Below are 17,648 nucleotides of genomic sequence, written 5' to 3' on the forward strand. Positions count from 1 at the left end.
GGCGGAGCGCCAGACGTTTGGCGGACATCAACGTGATCGCGCCGGACCATCTGCAGGCAGCACACCAGCAGCACGCAGATGGCCCGTGATCTCGTGCGCGACCTCCCGCCTCACCACCGCGTACGCCTTCTCCAACGCCGCGAACTCACGCTCCCGACCCTCGGCCAACATCTTCGCCATCACCCGCCGCAAGAGCCACGTCACCACCGGCCGTCCCGACGACCTGCGACTACGCCCCGGGCCCGTCGTACGGCAGCAGATCGGGCCGCTTCGGCGGCAGCCCGTCCCCGGACGACCGGCCGGTGAGGCGCCGCCCGATCCAGGGCATCAGGTGCTGCCTGGCGAAGCGGGCGTCGGCGACCCGGCGGGCGGCCCACCCGGGCGGCAGGGTCGCCGGCAGCGGGGTACGCCACTCCGTGTCCTCGGGGTCGTAGCCGAGCGTCTGCCACACCGCCTCCGCGACCCGGCGGTGCCCCTCGGGCGTCAGATGCAGCCGGTCCACGTCCCACATGCGCGGGTCGCTCAGCGACGCCGCCCCGTACAGGTCGACGACCAGGGCGCCGTGCCGCTCGGCCAGCTCGTCGACGCAGTCGAACAGCTCCTCCATGCGCGGCCGGAACCGCTCCAGGACCGGCCCCTGGCGGCCGGGGCTGCGCATCAGGACCAGCTGCTTGCAGGACGGGGCGAGCCGCTCCACGGCCTCCGTGAGCAGATCCCGTACCCGGACCATGTCGCACTTGGGGCGCAGGGTGTCGTTGAGCCCGCCGACCAGCGTGATCACGTCCGGCTGCATGGCCGCCGCCACGTCGACCTGCTCGTCGACGATCTGCTTGATCAGCTTGCCGCGCACCGCGAGGTTCGCGTAGCGGAAACCGGGGGTGTGGGCGGCCATCCGGCCGGCCAGGACATCGGCCCAGCCGCGGTAGGAGCCGTCCGGCAGCAGGTCCGACATGCCCTCGGTGAAGGAGTCGCCGACCGCGACCAGGCTGGTGTGTGTGGGGTTCTTCTGCATGGCGGAGGAAATGGTATCCCGTGCACATACCCGACGGTCGGTCGCCCTGTGCGCGTACGAAGCACTCAGGCCCGCTGCCCGAACAGCCGCCGCAGCACGTCCTCCATCGTCACCAGCCCCGCCAGCCGACCGTCGTCCCCGACCGCCGCCGCCAGATGCGTACGGCCGCCCCGCATGGCCGTCAGCACGTCGTCCAGCGGTGTGCCCTCCCGCACGCGCGCGATGGGCCGCATGTCGCGCACCGGGAACGGCACGTCCCGCGGCGAGGCGTCCAAGGCGTCCTTGACGTGGAGATAGCCGACGATCCTGCGGGTCTCGTCGACCACCGGGAACCGCGAGAACCCGGACTCCGCCGACAGTCGCTCCAGCTCCTCCGGGGTGACGCCCACGCGCGCGTAGACGACGCGTTCGAGCGGGAGCACCACCTCGCCCACCGGACGGCGGCCCAGTTCCAGCGCGTCGTGCAGCCGCTCCCGGGTGCGGTCGTCGATCAGCCCCGCCTCGTCGGAGTCCTTCACCAGCCGGGCCAGCTCCGCGTTCGAGAAGGTCGCCGTGACCTCGTCCTTGGTCTCGACCCGCAGGAGCCGCAGCAGGCCGTTCGCGAAGGCGTTGACCGTGAAGATCACCGGGCGCAGCCCGCGGGACAGGGCGACGAGGGGCGGGCCGAGCAGGAGCGCGCTGCGCACCGGTTCCGCCAGCGCGATGTTCTTCGGCACCATCTCGCCGAGCAGCATGTGCAGATAGGTCGCCGCGGTCAGCGCGATCACGAAGGAGACCGCGTGCCCCGCGCCCTTCGGCACGCCCAGCGCGTGGAACACCGGCTCCAGCAGATGTGCGATCGCCGGCTCGGCGACGACACCGAGGACCAGGGTGCACAGGGTGATGCCGAGCTGGGCCGCCGCCATCAGCGCCGAGACGTGCCGCAGGCCCCACAGCACGCTCCTGGCGCGCCGGTCGCCGTCATCGGCGTACGGCTCGATCTGGCTGCGGCGCACGGAGATCAGGGCGAACTCTGCGCCCACGAAGAAGGCGTTGACCACGAGGGTCGCGAAGCCGATCAGCAGCTGGACGGCGGTCATGCCTCGGCCCCCTCGTCGGACACGTCCCGAGGTGCGTGCAGCAGCACCCGCGCGGCCCGGCGCCCCGAGGCGTCCACGACGTCCAGCCGCCACCCGGTGACCTCGACCGTGTCGCCGACGAGGGGGATGCGGCCGAGCTCGGTCGCCACGAGCCCCGCCAGCGTCTCGTACGGCCCCTCGGGCGCCCGCAGCCCCACGCGCGCGAGCTGGTCGACACGGGCCGAGCCGTCGGCCGAGTAGAGCGCGCGGCCCTCGTCGTCACTCCCGGCCGGGGCCAGGTCGGGAGTCTCGTGCGGGTCGTGCTCGTCGCGGACCTCGCCCACGACCTCCTCGACGATGTCCTCCAGCGTCGCCACCCCGGCCGTGCCGCCGTACTCGTCGATGACCACGGCCATCGTGCGCTTCCCGGACAGCCGGTCAAGGAGCCGGTCCACGGTGAGCGACTCCGGGACGAGCAGCGGCTCGCGCATCAGTTCGGAGACGGGCATCCGGGGCCGACGCTCGGCCGGGACCGTCAGGACGTCCTTGATGTGCGCGGTGCCCACGACCGAGTCGAGGCTGCCGCGGTAGACCGGGAAACGGGACAGGCCGGTCGCGCGCGTGGCGTTCGCGACGTCCTCGCAGGTCGCCTGCACATCAAGGGCGATGACCTGCACCCGCGGTGTCATGACGTTCTCCGCGGTGAGATCCGCGAGATTCAGGGTCCGGACGAAGAGTTCGGCGGTGTCGGCCTCCAGCGCGCCCTGCTTGGCGGAGTACCGGGCCAGCGCCGCCAGCTCCTGCGGTCCGCGCGCGGCGGCCAGCTCCTCGGTGGGCTCCACGCCGAGCCGGCGTACGACACGGTTCGCGGTGTTGTTGAGATGCGTGATGAAGGGCCGGAACGCGGCGCTGAACCAGCGCTGCGCGTTGCCCACCCGCCGGGCCACGGCCAGCGGCGAGGAGATCGCCCAGTTCTTCGGCACCAGCTCGCCGACGACCATCAGGAACACCGTCGACAGCGCCGTACCCAGCACCAGCGCGAGCGAGGAGGCCGTCGAGGCGGAGACCCCGAGCGACTCCAACGGGCCGGCGATGAGCTTGGCGATCGACGGCTCGGCGAGCATGCCGACGACCAGGTTGGTCACGGTGATGCCGAGCTGCGCCCCTGAGAGCTGGAAGGTCAGGTTCCGTACGGCCTTCAGGGCGCCCGGCGCGCCCCGCTCGCCGCGCTCCACGGCCCGCTCCAGGGCGCCGCGATCGACCGTGGTCAGCGAGAACTCCGCGGCCACGAAGGCACCGCAGGCCACGGAGAGCAGGATCGCCACGAGCAGCAGGAGCACTTCGGTCATCGGGTCACCTCCGTCCCATGATCGGACAGGGCGTGGCAGCCCACACCTTTCACGGGAGGCCGGGTGACCCACCCATGGCAAAGGAAAAGTAAAACCGCCTAAACCGTGAGGTGCTTCACCCAGCGCCGCCACTTCTCCTCGGGCTCGTATCCGGCCGCCCGCCAGGCCGCCTGCCCCGTCTCGTTGCGCACCAGCACCATCGCGTCCCCGCGACGCCCGCCGAGCGCCACGAACCGCTCCTCCGCGGCGGCCAGCAACGCCGAGCCGATGCCCTGGCGGCGGCGCTCCGGATGCACCGCGAGCCGGTACAGATGGCAGCGCCAGCCGTCGAAGCCCGCGATCACCGTGCCGACCAGCTCGCCATCCCGCTCGGCCAGGATCAGCGCCTCGGGATCGCGGGCGACGAGCCGCTCGACGCCGTCCCGGTCGTCGCTGATGCTCGTGCCCTCGGCGGCCGTCTTCCAGAAGGCCAGCACCCGGTCGAGGTCCTCGGGCCCGGCGGCCCTGATGTGCGGATCAGTCATACGGCGATCCCATCACGCACCCCACGACGAGACCCGGAATTCCAGCATCCGGACAGCGGCGGAGGTCACGTGCCGTCCAGCTCCGCGACGACCGGCGCGAACGCCTCCATGTGCGGCTCCAGCACGGTCAGATAGCTGAAGCCGTACGTCTCGCGCAGCGCGAGCACCTTCGCGGTGACCTCCGCCCGACTGCCGACCAACAGAATGGGCAGCTCCAGCGCCTGCTCCACGGTCAATGCCGGAACCCGGTCGACGAGGGGCCGTACGGCGGCCTCGGGATCGTCCGTGACGACCACCATCTGGATGAGCAGGTTCAGTTCCGCCGGTTCCGCGCGGTCCGCCGTCAGCTCCCGGTACCGGGCGAACCGCGTGTCGAACTCCGCGGGGGTCGTCGGCACCAGCTTGCCCTCCGTGCTCCCCGGGACCAGATACGCGCCCGTGAACGCGGCGATGTCCGCGTGCTCGGCGGTGAGCCGCAGCATCCGCTCGCCGTTGCCGCCGAGCAGCAGGGGCACCCGCGCGTCGAGGAGCCGCCCCAACTCCTCGACCGTGTGCCGGAGATGGTCCACGCGCGCGCGTGGCGACCCGAAGGGCAGACCCGCCCGGTCGTGCTCCGCCTGTACATACCCGGTGCCCAGGCCGAGTTCGAGACGTCCGTCCGTCAGCGCGTCCGTCGTCGCCACCTCGCGGGCGAGCAACGCCGGGTTCCAGAAACCCGCGTTGAGCACGAACGTGCCGAGCCGCGGCCGCTCCGTCGCCGCGCCCGCCGCCACCAGCGCCGGGAACGGCGCGGGCATGCCCAGATGGTCCGGGACGAGGAGCACGTCGTACCCGATCTCCTCGGCCCGGCGGCACTTGGCCCGCCACGCCCCGGCGGGCGCGGGGTCGATCAGGCTGACGCCGAAGCGGAACGGGCGCGGCATGAACTCTCCTCGAACGCCTACGACTTGAGGCAACGTCTACCACCTGGTGGGCGCCTGTGACGTGAGGTCACGCCGATTGCCTCACTCGTGCGCGATGGCCGCCAGCACGTTCATGCGCGAGGCGCGCAACGCGGGCAGCAGTGCCGCCACGATGCCGACGACCGCCGAGCCGATCACCACCGCGACGATCGTCGTCCATGGGATCGCGAGCGCGTTCATGCCCTGCAACTCCAGCACCTGCTGGACGCACACCCCCCACACCAGCCCGAGTGCCAGCCCCAGGACCGCGCCGAAGACGGCGATCACCACCGACTCCAGGCGGATCATCCGGCGCAGCTGGCGACGGGCGAGCCCGATCGCGCGCAGCAGGCCGATCTCCCGGGTGCGCTCCACCACCGACAGGGCAAGGGTGTTGACGACACCGAGCACCGCGATGACGATCGCGAGGCCGAGCAGCGCGTACACCAGGTAGAGCAGGACGGCGATCTGATCGTGGACCAGCTTCTTGTAGTCGGCCAGGTCACGGACCTGGACCTGGGGATAGGGGTCGAGGGACTTGTCCAGCCGGGCCCGCAACTGGTCGGCGTTGGTGCCGGAGGCGGCGTTGACGTAGAGCGCGGAGTCCTGGCCGCCCGGCACGTACTTCTCCGCCGTGGCGATGCCGAAGAACAGCCCGCCCTGCATGCCGAAGCCGTCGGAGCCGTCCTGGTCGGTGAGGGCGGCGACCTTCATCCGCGTGCGCTGCCCGCCCGGGAACTCCACGGGGATCGTGTCGCCGATCCGCACGTCGTGGTCCTTGGCGAAGTCCACGTCCATGCCGAGACTGCCGGGCGCCAGCGCCGCCGCCGAGTCCCCGTCCGCGTACGTGACACGGGCGACGTCGTCCACCTTGTCGTCGTAGCCCGCGGCGGTCGTCTCGACGCGCTTGCCGTCCGGCAGCCGTACCGCGAGCGGCGCGAATCGCTGCCGTACGACGAGTCCGACGCCCTCGGTGTCGCGCACGGCGTCCGTGACGGTCTGCGAGAACGGCACGAAGTTGCTGTTCTGGACGACGAAGTCGGCGCCCAGCGTCTTGTCGATCTGCTGGTCGAAGGACTTCGACATCGACGCGCTCGCCACCGACATGCCACCGACCAGCGCGAGGCCCACCATCAGGGCCGCCGCGGTGGCGCCCGTACGGCGGGGATTGCGCAGGGCGTTGCGCTGGCTCATCCGGCCGATCGAGCCGAAGAGGGCCGGGAAGGCGGCGCCCAGGACCCGGATCACCGGGCGGACCAGCAGCGGGCCCGCGATCACCGTCGCGATGAGCGTGAGGACGACGCCGAGGCCCAGCAGGGAGGCCGACGAGGACGTCTTGGTCGCCGTCGCACAGCCCACCAGTGCCGCCGCGCCGAGCGCGCCCACGATCGAGCCCACGACCGCCCGTGTCCTGAGCGGCTTGCCGATGCCCGCGATCTCGGCGTCCGCGAGCGCCGCCATCGGCGAGACACCCGCTGCCCGCCGCGCCGGCAGATACGCCGCCACGAAGGTGACGCCGACCCCGACGACGTACGCCGCCACGGGAGTTCCCCAACCGACCACCATCTCGGTGGTCTTGAGGTTCATCCCGAAGACACCCATCAGCTTGATGAGGCCGGCCGCGAGCCCGATGCCCGCCGCCAGGCCCAGCGTCGAGCCGACCAGGCCGAGCAGGATCGCCTCGGTCAGCACCGACCGGCGCACCTGCCGGCGGTCCGCGCCGAGCGCGCGGAGCAGGCCCAACTCCCGGGTGCGCTGGGCGATCAGCATGGAGAACGTGTTGACGATCAGGAACACGCCGACCAGTACCGCGATCCCGGCGAAGCCGAGCATCACGTACTTGATGACGTCCAGGAATCCGCCGAGGTCCTCCGAGGCGGACTTGGCCTGCTCGTCGGCGGTCTTCACGTCATAGGCGCCCGTGTCCAGCACCGCGGCGATCCGCTTCTTGAGCTGGGCGTCGTTCACCCCGGGGGCCGCGTCCACCGAGACGCTCGTCGCCTTGTCCGGCGAGCCGAGCAGCTGGTCCGGAGCGGTGGCCGGGTCGAGGAAGAGGAGGGCCGCGCCCGGGTTGGTGGTGGTGAAGGTCGCGATGCCGACGATCCGGACCTTGAACGTGCCCGGCTGGGCCAGCACGGTCAGGGTGTCACCGATCTTCACGTGCTTCTTGTCGGCGGTGTCCGCGTCAAGGAGGGCCTCGGCGGCGCCGCGCGGGGCATGGCCGGAGGTGAGCTTCAAGGGGCTGCGGTCGGTGACGTACCAGTCGGAGGCGATGGTGGGGGCGCCGGTGGTCGGGCCGACCGACTCGTTGTCACGGTCGACGACCGTGATGTTCTCGACGCTCACGTCCGGATGGGTCGAGGCGACGCCGTCGACCTTCGCGACCTGGGCCGCGAGGGAGCCGGGCAGGGTGCGGGCCTCGCCGGTCGGCACCTGGGAGTCGAGGTCGTCCTTCGGCTCCACCGTCACATCGGCGGAGGTGGAGGCGAAGAGCCGGTCGAAGGTGCGGGTCACCGTGTCGGAGAAGATCAGGCTGCCCGCGACGAACGCCACGGACAGGACGATGGCCAGCGCGGACAGCAACAGCCGTCCCTTGTGCGCGAGGAAGCTGCGGAGCGTCGCCTTCAGCACCGGTTCAGTCCTTGTCGGGGGAGACGTCGGGGGAGGCGTCCGAGGAGGCGTCCGAGGAGGTGTCTGAGGAGGTGTCTGAGGAGGCTTCGGCGGGAGCGCCGCTGTCGGCCTGGCCTCGGATCACATCGAATCGCTTCATCCGCTCCAGCACCGCCTCGGCCGTCGGCCGCTCCATCCGGTCGACGATCCGTCCGTCCCCGAGGAAGAGCACCAGGTCGGAGTGGGCGGCGGCGCCCGGGTCGTGGGTGACCATGACGACGGTCTGCCCGAGGTCGTCCACGGCGTCGCGCAGAAAGCCGAGCACCTCAAGACCGGCCCGCGAGTCGAGGTTGCCGGTCGGCTCGTCGGCGAAGATCAGCTCGGGCCGGGAGGCCAGCGCCCGCGCGCACGCCACCCGCTGCTGCTGACCGCCGGACAGCTGGGCGGGCCGGTGCTTGAGGCGGTCCCGCAGCCCGAGCGTGTCGATGACCTGGTCCAGCCACTTCTCGTCGGGCTTCTTGCCCGCGATGTCCATGGGCAGGGTGATGTTCTCGGCCGCGTTCAGTGTCGGGATCAGGTTGAACGACTGGAACATGAACCCGATCCGGTCCCGTCGCAGCCGCGTCAGCTCGCGCTCCTTCAGGCCCGTGATCTCGGTGTCGCCGAGCCAGACCTGACCGGCGGACACGTTGTCGAGCCCGGCCAGGCAGTGCATCAGGGTCGACTTCCCGGAGCCGGAGGGCCCCATGACCGCGGTGAAGCGACCGCGCGCGATCTCCACGTCCACCGAGTCGAGGGCCAGCACCGTGGTCTCGCCCGAGCCGTACGCCTTGGTCAGTCCGCGGGCGCGGGCCGCTACCCCGTCGGCCGACGCATGGCCGGGGGCGTGCTCCGCAGCAGATGTGGACAAGACTGCCTCCTCGCTCGGACGTACGGACTCCCGGCCGAGCGTAGTGTGACCCCGCCCACACCCGGTATCCCCCTGGAGTGCAGGGCCGTCTCCACCCCAGGTCGGGCCCCTGATACCGATGTAGGGGGCAATCTCCACCCGCGGGCGGACCCTCTTGCCGGTGCTAGCGGTCCGGCGCTAGCGTCGAGGTATGGCGAAGACCCAGCTGAACGTACGGGTGGACGAGGGCACCGCCCGCGCGGCTCGCGAACGCGCCCTGGCCCGCGGCATGAGCGTCAACCGCTACATCGAAGAGCTGGTCAGGCAGGATGCCGGGGAGGTCGGACAGACCTTCGTCGAGGCCGCCGCCGACTTCATGAAGCAGTACGAGAACGTGTTCGCCGAGGAGTTCGGCGCCGAGCGCGAGGGACGTCGCTGACCCCTTGAGCGACAACCTGAGAATCGACCTCGCCTGGCTCCTCATGCTCGCCGAACAGAAGACCCCGGGTGACCCGCAGGTCGTCGACTGGGGCGCCCTCGTCGCGGCCGTCGCGCGGCACGAGGCCGAGATATTCGACGTGCCCGTCTACGACAGCGCGCACGCCCGCGCCGCCGCCCTGCTCCAACTCCTGATCCATGTACCGGCGTTGGAGCGCTCCAACGCCCTGTACGCGTCCTCCGTCGCCTACGCCTACCTCGTCGCGAGCGGCCTCAAGGTCGTCACCTCGCCCGAGCAGGTCCGTGACCTGGCCCGGCTGGTCAAGAACGGGGACGCCTCGGTGCACGACATCGCGGAGGAACTGCGGCAGTGGAGCCAGTGAACGCCGGGCCGCTCACTCGGCCGGACGCCAGGCGGTGCCCAGCACACAGAACGACGCCGGCGTCCTCGGCCCCTTCTCCGGCATGAACACCCGCCGGTAGGGCCCGAGTTCGAACCCCGCCTCCCGCAGCGCGGCGACCGGCTCCCGGGACAGATGGCAGCCCCCGGCGAGCGGCGGCCACACCGTCCGGTCCAGCGCCCGCTGGGCGAACCGCATCGCCGGTCCGCCGCCCCGGCCGTGCTCGAAGAACCGCACCACGCCACCGGGCCGCAGCACCCGCCGTATCTCCGCGAGGGCCCGCGGCACATCGCGCACGCTGCACAGCACCAGCGAGACCACGGCCGCGTCGAAGGCCTCGCTCTTGACCGGCAGCGCCTCCGCGGCACCCGGCACCACGTCGACGGGCACCTCCGAGCGCAGGGCGGACTCGACCGCCAACTGCCGCAGCGCGCGCTCTGGTTCGATCGCCACGACCTCCGCGACGGCGGCCGGATAGTGGCCGAAGTTCAGTCCGTTGCCCGCGCCGATCTCGATCACCCGCCCGGACAGCCCGGACAGCAGCCGGTCACGCACCCCGGCCATGCCCCAGCGGGTCTCGGCGGTGACACTCGCGCGGGCGTAGTAACGGGCGAAACGCGGGTGGTGCACGGGATCGCTCGGCAACCTGCCCGAGCCGGCGGACCGTAGCGGCATGGCGACCTCCCGAAAGGACGGGCCCTACCGTGATTGTCCCCCGGTGCGCGATCCGTGCACCTCCCGCCGCGCCTTACGCGACGAAGTCGCGCACCTGCTGGTAGACGCCGTAGTCGTTGTTCATGTCGGTGTGGGAGACGCAGCCGACCTCGACATTGGTGGCGCCACTGAGGATCGCCGTGGTGTCCGGGGTGAGCGCGTCGTCGCAGTTCGACCAGTAACTGGCGTACGAGACGCTGCCCGGGGTCTCGTCGCCGGAGTTGAGCGAGGTCAGGAACGAACTGCCCGTGTACATCTCGGCACACGACGTGTACAGCCAGGAGCACCAGGAAGCGGTCGTCGTGCCGTGGTTGACGCCGGCCACCGACACGAAGTCGTCCACGTACGATGTCCCGCTCAGGTTCTTCAGGTAGTAGCGGGAGTTCAGCGCGCCCATGGAGTGCACGACCAGATCCACCTTCGAGGCGCCGGTCTGCGACAGCACGGTCTTCACGTAACTGGAGAGCTGGCTCGCGGTGGTGACGTTCGACTTGGACCAGTCGTACGAGAACGCGTACAGCTGCGAGGACGTGTAGCCGTCGGCCTTGAAGTCGGCGATCCAGTCGTCCCAACTGCTCGCGTCACTGCTCAAACCATGGACGAAGACGATCGGATTGTGGGTCGCGGCCTGAGCGGGGGCCGCGGACAGGGAGAGTGACACAAGGAGCGAGGTGACGACGGCCGAGACGGCCGCTGACATGCGGCGCATGCGGGGTTGCATGGTGCCTCCTGATACGGGTGGGGTTGTCAGGAGGGTGCGGCCGGGTCTACGCGCGCCGCATCGGTGAAATCGCCGGTCTTTACGTGTCAATTAACTCGCCAGTAACGTCGATGGCGTGGTGACTCCGGTGAACCCCCCGCCCCTTGCCCCCACTTCGCCACCGCCCCCCACGGACGCGTGGCAGGGCCTGGTCTCCGCCCTGCCCGAGGGCGTCCGCGTACGGCTCCTGCACGCCGTGCACGGCGATCCTCGCGCGGCGGCCGAGGCCGTACGGCTGCTCGACGACCGCCGCTCGACCGGCCTCGACCCCCTTCCCGCCGAACCCGCCGCACTGGCCCCGTCGCTGCTGCGCGCCCACCGCGCGGAGATCCGCGCCCTGCCCGACGACACCCGCCTCCTGCTGCTCCTGGCCGCGGCCGACCAGTACCCGGTCGCCACCCACGCCTTCCTGCGCGCGGTCGCCGCCGCCCGCCTCGACACCCGCCCCCTGGAAGCCGCCGAGACCGCCGGGCTCGCCCACGCGAGCGCCGACGGGGTCGTCTTCCGTGACGCCTGGACGAGGATCGCCGCCTACGAGACCGGCTCCCCGGCGGACCGGCGCGACGTCCACCGGCTGCTGGCCCGCGTGCTGCGCGCGGAGGGCGAGACCCCGCTGCGCTCCTGGCACCGCGGCGCGGGCGCCCTCGGCCCCAGTTCCCGACTGGCCGGGGAACTCGCCACGGCCGCCGCCAAGGCCCGTGACGAGGGCCGCCTCCCGCTGGCCCGCGCCCTCGCCGAACGCGCGGCGGCCCTCTGTCCCGACCGGGGCGGGCAAACGCTGCTGTTGACACGTGCCGCCGTGTACGCCTGGCAGTCGGGTGCGGGTGACCGCGCCCGCGCCCTGACCGCCCGCACCGAGGACGACGCGCTGACCGGCGTACTCGCCCTGCGCGCCGGCAACGCGGCGGAGGCGTTCGACGCCCTGCTGACCGCTGTGGTGCGGGAACCGGGGGAGGAGGGGGACGCGACGTCCGAGGCCGATGGCGCGGCTCCGGAAGCGGCCTCCGCGCCCGACGGCCGGAACGTTTCCGCAACACTGGACACACCGCGCCCCACCCTCACCACCCTCGACGTCCCCGACCCCGCCCTCCACCTCCTCGCCCGTGCCACCGAAGCCGCCATCTACACCGGTGACCTGCGGCGATGTCGGGAGGCCGACCGGGTGGCCCGCAGGCTCGGAATCGAGCCCCCCGGGACGCTCGGCGGGCTCGCGGCGGCCTTCGAGGGACGGTACGAGGACGCGCGTGACCTGCTCGGCGCGACGGCCGGCCGCTGCGGCCCCGGTGGCGACCCGACCCTCCTGATCCACGCCGGCATCGCCGCCCTCATGCTCGGCGACCACACCAGGGCCACCGCGGCGACCGTCCGCGCGGCCGCCTCCGCCCGGGTGCGCGGCGTGACGGTCGCCGCGGCGCAGGCGATGGAGTTCCGGGCCTACGCCGACTTCTGGACCGGGCGCCCGCGCGCCGGGGAGGCCGCCGCGGCCGACGCCCTCTGGCAGGCGTACGCCACCGGCCAGGACAACGGCGCCTGCCATCTCCAGGCGGCCCTGGCCATGTTCGCGGCGCTCACGGGCGACGCCGACGTGTGCCGGGAACGCGCGGCGACGGCCCGCTCGTACGCTCTCGCCCGCGGCCTCGGTCTGCCCGCCGCGCTCGCCCAGTGGGCGCTCGCCTATCTCGACCTGAGCAGCGGCCGGTTCGCCGCGGCGGCGGCCCGGCTGCGTGCCCTCGCCGGCTTCGGCCCCGGCCACGGCCACCGGGCCATCCGGCACCTGGCCACCCCGCACTACGTGGAGGCGGCCGTCCGCACCGACGACACCCGGGTCGCACGGGTCGCGCACGCCGACTACCACCGCTGGGCGAGCGCCGTCCGCAGCCCCGACGACCTTGCGCTGAGCGCCCGTTGCCGGGCCCTGCTGGCCCCGGGCGCCGAGGCCGTCGACCACTACCGCACCGCACTCGACCTGCACGCCCGAGGCACCCGCGACTTCGAACGGGCCCGCACCGAGCTGCTGTTCGGCAGCGCGCTGCGTCGGCTGCGGCACCGCACCGAGGCCCGCGACCGTCTCCACAGCGCCCTGGAAGCCTTCGAACACTTCGGCGCCCCGCACGGCGCCGCCCAGGCCCGGGCGGAACTCCGCGCCCTGGGCACCCCGGCGACTCCCGCCGCAACGGCCCCGGACGACCTGACCACCCGGCTCACCGCCCAGCAGCTCATGGTCGCCCGGATGGCCGCCGACGGCGCCACCAACCGAGAGATCGCCACCAGGCTGGCCCTCAGCCCCCGCACGATCGACCACCATCTGCGGGGTGTCTTCACCCGGTTGGGGATCCGCTCACGGATCGAACTGGTACGGCTGCTGGCTGAAGGGGAGGGGGCGGAGATGTGATGACGCAGGCCCCCGTCCTGATCGGCCACTCCATCGACGCGGACCGCATCCGACTCAGGCGGCTTCCCGGTCCCGGAACGCCTCCGCGTCCCATACCCCGTCCAGCCGCGGCGCCAGCCAACTCGGCGCCCCCGCACGGAAGTCGGCGGGGGCCAAGGCGCCCGCGCCCATCGGCAGCGCCCCCAGCAGCGGCGCTCCGGCGACCTCCGGCAGGTCGGCCACGTTGCACCGCATCGCCAGATCGGGGGCGTCGGGCCAGCCGCCGATGACGACGCCCGCCAACTCCAGGCCCCTGAAGCGCAGTTCACGGGCCGTCAGTTCCGTGGTGTTCAGCGTGCCGAGGCCGGCCGTGGCCACGACCAGAACCGGCGCGCCGAGGAGCCGCGCCGCGTCGGCCAGCGTCCCGCCCGCCTCGTCGAACCGTACGAGCAGGCCGCCCGCGCCCTCGACCAGCACCAGGTCGTGCTCGGTGGCCAGCTTGGCAGCCGCCTCGGCGATCTCCGGCGGGCGAACCGGGGCACGGCCCGCCCGGCGCGCTGCCGTCGCCGGCGCCAACGGGTCGGGGTAGCGGGCGAGTTCGGCCGTCGTGACCGGGCCCGCGAGGCGCGCGACCTCCTGGGCGTCGCCCGGCTCGTCCGGCCGTACGCCCGTCTGGGCCGCCTTGAGCACGGCCACCGAACGGCCCGCGGCGACCGCGGCGGCGGCGACCGCCGCGGTCGTGATCGTCTTGCCGACCTCCGTGCCGGTGCCCGTGATCACCAGTACAGACATCTCAACCCTCTCCCGCCGCCGCGCACACCGCACGCGCGATCCGTGCCACGTCCGCGTCACCCGTGACGTACGGCGGCATGGTGTAGACGAGGTCGCGGAACGGCCGCAGCCACACGCCCTCGCGCACCGCCGCCTCCGTGGCCGCCTTCATGTCCACCTCGTGATCCAGCTGGACCACGCCGATCGCCCCGAGGACGCGGACGTCCCGGACGCCCGGCAGCTCACGCGCCGGCGTCAGCCCCTCCGTCAGCCCCGCCTCGATCCGCTTGACCTCGGCCTGCCAGTCCTGGCCCAGCAGCAGCTCGATCGAGGCGCAGGCCACCGCGGCGGCGAGCGGGTTGCCCATGAACGTCGGGCCGTGCGCCAGCACCGGGACCTCGCCCCGCGAGATCCCGTCGGCCACGCGTGCCGTGCACAAGGTGGCCGCCATCGTCATATAGCCGCCGGTCAGCGCCTTGCCCACACACATCACGTCCGGCGTCACCGCCGCGTGCTCCGCCGCGAACAGGGCGCCGGTGCGACCGAAGCCGGTCGCGATCTCGTCGAACACCAGCAGCACGTCGTGCGCGTCGCACGCCTCGCGCAGCACCCGCAGATACGCGGGGGAGTGGAAGCGCATCCCGCCCGCGCCCTGCACCACCGGCTCCACGATCACCGCGGCCAGTTCGTCAGCGTGCCGCTCGATCAGCGCGCGCAGCTGGTCGGCGTACGACTCCTCGTACTCCGTCGGCGGGGCCTCCGCGAAGATCTGGCGCGGCAGTACGCCGGTCCACAGGTCGTGCATGCCGCCGTCGGGGTCGCACACCGACATCGGCTGCCAGGTGTCCCCGTGATAGCCGCCCCGCCAGGTCAGCAGCCGCTGCTTGCCCGGGCGGCCCAGCGAACGCCAGTACTGAAGACACATCTTCGCCGCGACCTCGACCGACACCGACCCGGAGTCGGCGAGGAAGACATGCTCCAGGCCCTCGGGCGACATGTCGACAAGGTGCTTCGCGAGGCGTACGGCGGGCTCGTGCGTGAGTCCGCCGAACATCACATGGCTCATCCGGCCGAGCTGCGTGGTGGCGGCCTCGTTGAGCACCGGGTGGTTGTAGCCGTGGATGGCCGACCACCAGGACGACATGCCGTCGACCAGCTCCCCGGCGCACGTGCGCAGGCGCACCCCGCTCGCCGACTCCACGACGAGCGGTTCCGCCCGGCCGGGCATCGGGCCGTACGGATGCCACACATGCCGCCGGTCGAGCTCCAGCAGCTCGGACACGGGCAGCTCAGGCATTGGGCGCGAGATCCGTTCCGGCCCCACGACGGCGTACGGCGACCAGGTCGGTGCGCGGCTCGTTGACCTCGGGCGCGGCGGCGGCCTCATGGGAACCGCACACGGAACCACAGCCGGTCCCGCACCCGGCACTCTCGTGCGACCCGCACCCGCCGACGCTCTCGTGCGACCCGCACCCGCCGGCGCTCTCGTGCGACCCGCACCCGCCTCCCGCAGCCGCGGCCGCCACGTCCGCCCGGTGCTGCGGCAGCGTGATCTCGCCCGCGCCCTCCACCTCGAAGCCGGCGTCCGCGATCATCTCCAGGTCGGCCCTGCCCGCCTGGCCCTCGGAGGTGAGGTAGTCGCCGAGGAAGATCGAGTTGGCGAGGTTCAGGGCGAGCGGCTGCATCGTGCGCAGATGGACCTCACGGCCGCCCGCGATCCGGACCTCGACGTCGGGGCAGACGAACCGGACCATCGCCAGGATGCGCAGACAGCGCTGCGGGGTGAGGTTCCACTCCTTGGCCAGCGGGGTGCCCTCGAAGGGGATCAGGAAGTTGACCGGAACCGAGTCCGGGTCCAGCTCGCGCAGCGAGAAGACCACGTCGATCAGGTCCTCGTCCGACTCGCCCATGCCCGCGATCAGACCCGAGCAGGCCGACAGACCCGCCGCGTGCGCCTTCTGCACGGTGTCGACGCGGTCGGCGTAGGTGTGCGTCGTCGTGATGTCCCCGTACGTCGCCTCGGACGTGTTGAGGTTGTGGTTGTAGGCGTCCGCGCCCGCCTCGCGCAGCCGCTCGGCCTGGCCGTCGGAGAGCAGACCCAGACAGGCGCAGACCTCGACGTTCTCGTTCTGGTCCTTGATCGCCTTGATGGTGCCCGCGACCCGGTCCACGTCCCGGTCCGTCGGACCGCGTCCGGAGGCCACCAGGCAGACCCGCTTCGCGCCACCGGCGAGACCCGCGGCGGCGGCCTTGGAGGCCTCGTCGGGCTTGAGCCAGGTGTACTTCAGGATCCCGGCCTCGGAGCCGAGCCGCTGCGAGCAGTAGGAGCAGTCCTCCGGGCACAAGCCGGACTTGAGGTTGACGAGGTAGTTCAGTTTCACCCGTCGGCCGAACCAGTGCCGGCGCACCTTTCCGGCCGCGGCCACCACGTCGAGCAGGTCGTCGTCGGAAGTGGCGAGGACGGCGAGCGCCTCCTCGCGGGTCGGCAGCTCGCGCCGAAGCCCCTTGTCCACCAGCGTGTTCAGCAGGTCCATGAAAGCTGATCCTGTCCTAAGGAGCCGTCTCCGGCCAAGGAGAGTTCGTACAACAGCGGCCATTCACTGTGTGGGTATTGCCACACAGTGGGAGGCTGCTTGTCCCACTAGTGTCTGTTCGCTGCCTACAAAACCCCCGGAGGACCCATGGCGTTCGGCTGGATCGACGAGCAGGCGCGGCTGCGCCGCCACGCCGGACTCGTACGGACCCTGCGCCCGCGCCCCGCCGACTCCCCGCTCCTGGACCTCGCGAGCAACGACTACCTGGGTCTGGCCCACCATCCCGACGTGGTGGAAGGCGCTGCGCGGGCCGCGCGGACCTGGGGCGGAGGGGCCACCGGCTCGCGGCTCGTCACCGGCACGACCGAGCTGCACACCGAGCTGGAACGCGAGCTGGCCGAATTCAGCGGTTCTGAAGCGGCTCTCGTCTTCTCCTCCGGCTACGCGGCCAATCTCGCCGCCGTCACCGCGCTCGCCCCGCACGGCTCGCTGATCGTCTCCGACGCCGGGAACCACGCGTCGCTGATCGACGGCTGCCGGCTGGCCCGCGGCACCACCCAGGTGGTCGGGCACGCCGATCCGGACGCCGTGCGCAAGGCGCTCCAGACGCATGACGGGCCGGCCGTCGTCGTCTCCGACACGGTGTTCTCCGTCGACGGCGACGCCGCTCCGCTGGCCGCGCTCGCCGGGGCATGCCGGGAGCACGGCGCGGGTCTGGTGGTCGACGACGCTCATGGCCTCGGCGTGCTCGGCGACGGCGGCCGGGGCGCTCCGCACGCGGCGGGGCTCGCGGGCGCCGACGACGTCGTCGTGACGGTCACGCTGTCCAAGTCGCTGGGCAGCCAGGGCGGCGCCGTCCTCGGCCCGGCCCGGGTGATCGACCACCTGGTCAACGCGGCCCGCACGTTCATCTTCGACACGGGCCTCGCCCCCGCGGCGGCCGGAGCCGCCCTGTCGGCGCTGCGCCTGCTGCGCCGCGAGCCGCAGCGGGCGGCCCGGGCGCGTGAGGTGGCCGCCGAACTGCACGCACGGCTGACCGCCGCGGGGCACGAGGCGGTACGTCCGGACGCCGCGGTGGTCTCCGTGCGCGCGCCGTCCCCGGAGGAGGCCGTGCAGTGGGCGGCCGACTGCCGTACGGCAGGCCTGTCCGTGGGCTGTTTCCGTCCTCCTTCCGTGCCCGACGGCATCTCACGGCTGCGGTTGACCGCCCGCGCGGACCTCTCCGAGGCGCAGATCGAACGCGCTGTACAGGTGATCGGTGAGACACGACCATGAG

Annotated in this window: 16 protein-coding genes; 4 read left to right on the plus strand and 12 right to left on the minus strand. The window is 72.3% G+C overall.

All coding sequences use genetic code 11. The annotated features are described in order from the left end of the window. Nucleotides 1–229: 229 nt before the first annotated feature. From OG885_RS38175 to OG885_RS38205, 7 genes are all read right to left on the minus strand, one after another. Nucleotides 230–1,012 carry an SGNH/GDSL hydrolase family protein gene (locus OG885_RS38175; RefSeq protein WP_405739845.1) on the minus strand — a complete coding sequence of 261 codons (783 nt, stop codon included), beginning with the start codon at nt 1,010–1,012 and terminating at the stop codon, nt 230–232. Nucleotides 1,013–1,077: 65 nt separating this feature from the next. Beyond that, the gene (locus tag OG885_RS38180; RefSeq protein ID WP_405739848.1) at nt 1,078–2,091 is read right to left on the minus strand and encodes a hemolysin family protein; all 1,014 of its coding nucleotides are present in this window, start codon (nt 2,089–2,091) and stop codon (nt 1,078–1,080) included. Beyond that, nucleotides 2,088–3,419 carry a hemolysin family protein gene (locus tag OG885_RS38185; protein ID WP_405739851.1) on the minus strand — a complete coding sequence of 444 codons (1,332 nt, stop codon included), beginning with the start codon at nt 3,417–3,419 and terminating at the stop codon, nt 2,088–2,090. Before OG885_RS38185 ends, OG885_RS38180 begins: the two co-directional genes overlap by 4 nt. Nucleotides 3,420–3,517: 98 nt before the next feature. Beyond that, complete coding sequence (locus tag OG885_RS38190; RefSeq protein ID WP_405739854.1) at nt 3,518–3,943, minus strand: GNAT family N-acetyltransferase; 426 nt, start codon at nt 3,941–3,943, stop codon at nt 3,518–3,520. A 65-nt stretch (nt 3,944–4,008) separates the two neighbouring features. After that, entirely contained in the window at nt 4,009–4,866 is an 858-nt protein-coding gene (locus OG885_RS38195) for an LLM class F420-dependent oxidoreductase (RefSeq protein WP_405739857.1), read from the minus strand. Nucleotides 4,867–4,947: 81 nt separating this feature from the next. Continuing rightward, on the minus strand, nt 4,948–7,515 hold the full coding sequence (locus OG885_RS38200) for an ABC transporter permease (protein ID WP_405739860.1): 2,568 nt from the start codon (nt 7,513–7,515) through the stop codon (nt 4,948–4,950). Nucleotides 7,516–7,519: 4 nt separating this feature from the next. Beyond that, nucleotides 7,520–8,404, minus strand: coding sequence for an ABC transporter ATP-binding protein (locus OG885_RS38205; RefSeq protein ID WP_405739863.1), 885 nt, complete (start codon nt 8,402–8,404; stop codon nt 7,520–7,522). Nucleotides 8,405–8,594: 190 nt separating this feature from the next. Between OG885_RS38205 and OG885_RS38210 the strand changes: the two genes are divergently transcribed. Both OG885_RS38210 and OG885_RS38215 read left to right on the plus strand, forming a co-directional pair. Next, entirely contained in the window at nt 8,595–8,822 is a 228-nt protein-coding gene (locus tag OG885_RS38210) for an antitoxin (protein ID WP_109500398.1), read from the plus strand. A gap of 43 nt (nt 8,823–8,865) precedes the next feature. After that, nucleotides 8,866–9,204, plus strand: a complete 339-nt coding sequence (locus OG885_RS38215; RefSeq protein ID WP_405743070.1) for a fic family toxin-antitoxin system, toxin component — start codon at nt 8,866–8,868, stop codon at nt 9,202–9,204. Between the two features lie 12 nt (nt 9,205–9,216). Here OG885_RS38215 and OG885_RS38220 read toward each other — a convergent pair whose 3' ends face one another. After that, nucleotides 9,217–9,897 (minus strand): class I SAM-dependent methyltransferase, encoded by a 681-nt coding sequence (locus tag OG885_RS38220; RefSeq protein ID WP_405739866.1) that lies wholly within the window; start codon nt 9,895–9,897, stop codon nt 9,217–9,219. A gap of 73 nt (nt 9,898–9,970) precedes the next feature. After that, entirely contained in the window at nt 9,971–10,657 is a 687-nt protein-coding gene (locus tag OG885_RS38225) for an esterase/lipase family protein (protein WP_405739869.1), read from the minus strand. 115 nt (nt 10,658–10,772) lie between these two features. On the opposite strand from OG885_RS38225, the gene OG885_RS38230 reads away from it, so the two are divergent. Beyond that, nucleotides 10,773–13,088 (plus strand): LuxR C-terminal-related transcriptional regulator, encoded by a 2,316-nt coding sequence (locus tag OG885_RS38230; protein WP_405739872.1) that lies wholly within the window; start codon nt 10,773–10,775, stop codon nt 13,086–13,088. Between the two features lie 54 nt (nt 13,089–13,142). Here the strand turns inward: OG885_RS38230 and bioD are convergent, their stop codons facing one another. From bioD to bioB, 3 genes are read right to left on the minus strand one after another with little or no spacing between them, the layout of a single operon-like run. After that, nucleotides 13,143–13,859, minus strand: a complete 717-nt coding sequence (gene bioD, locus OG885_RS38235; protein ID WP_405739874.1) for a dethiobiotin synthase — start codon at nt 13,857–13,859, stop codon at nt 13,143–13,145. A gap of 1 nt (nt 13,860) precedes the next feature. After that, nucleotides 13,861–15,135, minus strand: coding sequence for an adenosylmethionine--8-amino-7-oxononanoate transaminase (locus tag OG885_RS38240; protein WP_405739877.1), 1,275 nt, complete (start codon nt 15,133–15,135; stop codon nt 13,861–13,863). Then, a complete protein-coding gene (gene bioB / locus OG885_RS38245) occupies nt 15,128–16,372 on the minus strand; it encodes a biotin synthase BioB (protein WP_405739880.1) in 1,245 nt (414 codons plus the stop codon). Before bioB ends, OG885_RS38240 begins: the two co-directional genes overlap by 8 nt. A gap of 147 nt (nt 16,373–16,519) precedes the next feature. Between bioB and OG885_RS38250 the strand changes: the two genes are divergently transcribed. Further along, nucleotides 16,520–17,647 carry an 8-amino-7-oxononanoate synthase gene (locus tag OG885_RS38250; protein WP_405739883.1) on the plus strand — a complete coding sequence of 376 codons (1,128 nt, stop codon included), beginning with the start codon at nt 16,520–16,522 and terminating at the stop codon, nt 17,645–17,647. The last annotated feature ends 1 nt before the right edge of the window (nt 17,648 follow it).

Origin of the sequence: Streptomyces sp. NBC_00028, from assembly GCF_045041065.1 — a bacterium.
Classification (GTDB): Bacteria; Actinomycetota; Actinomycetes; order Streptomycetales; family Streptomycetaceae; genus Streptomyces.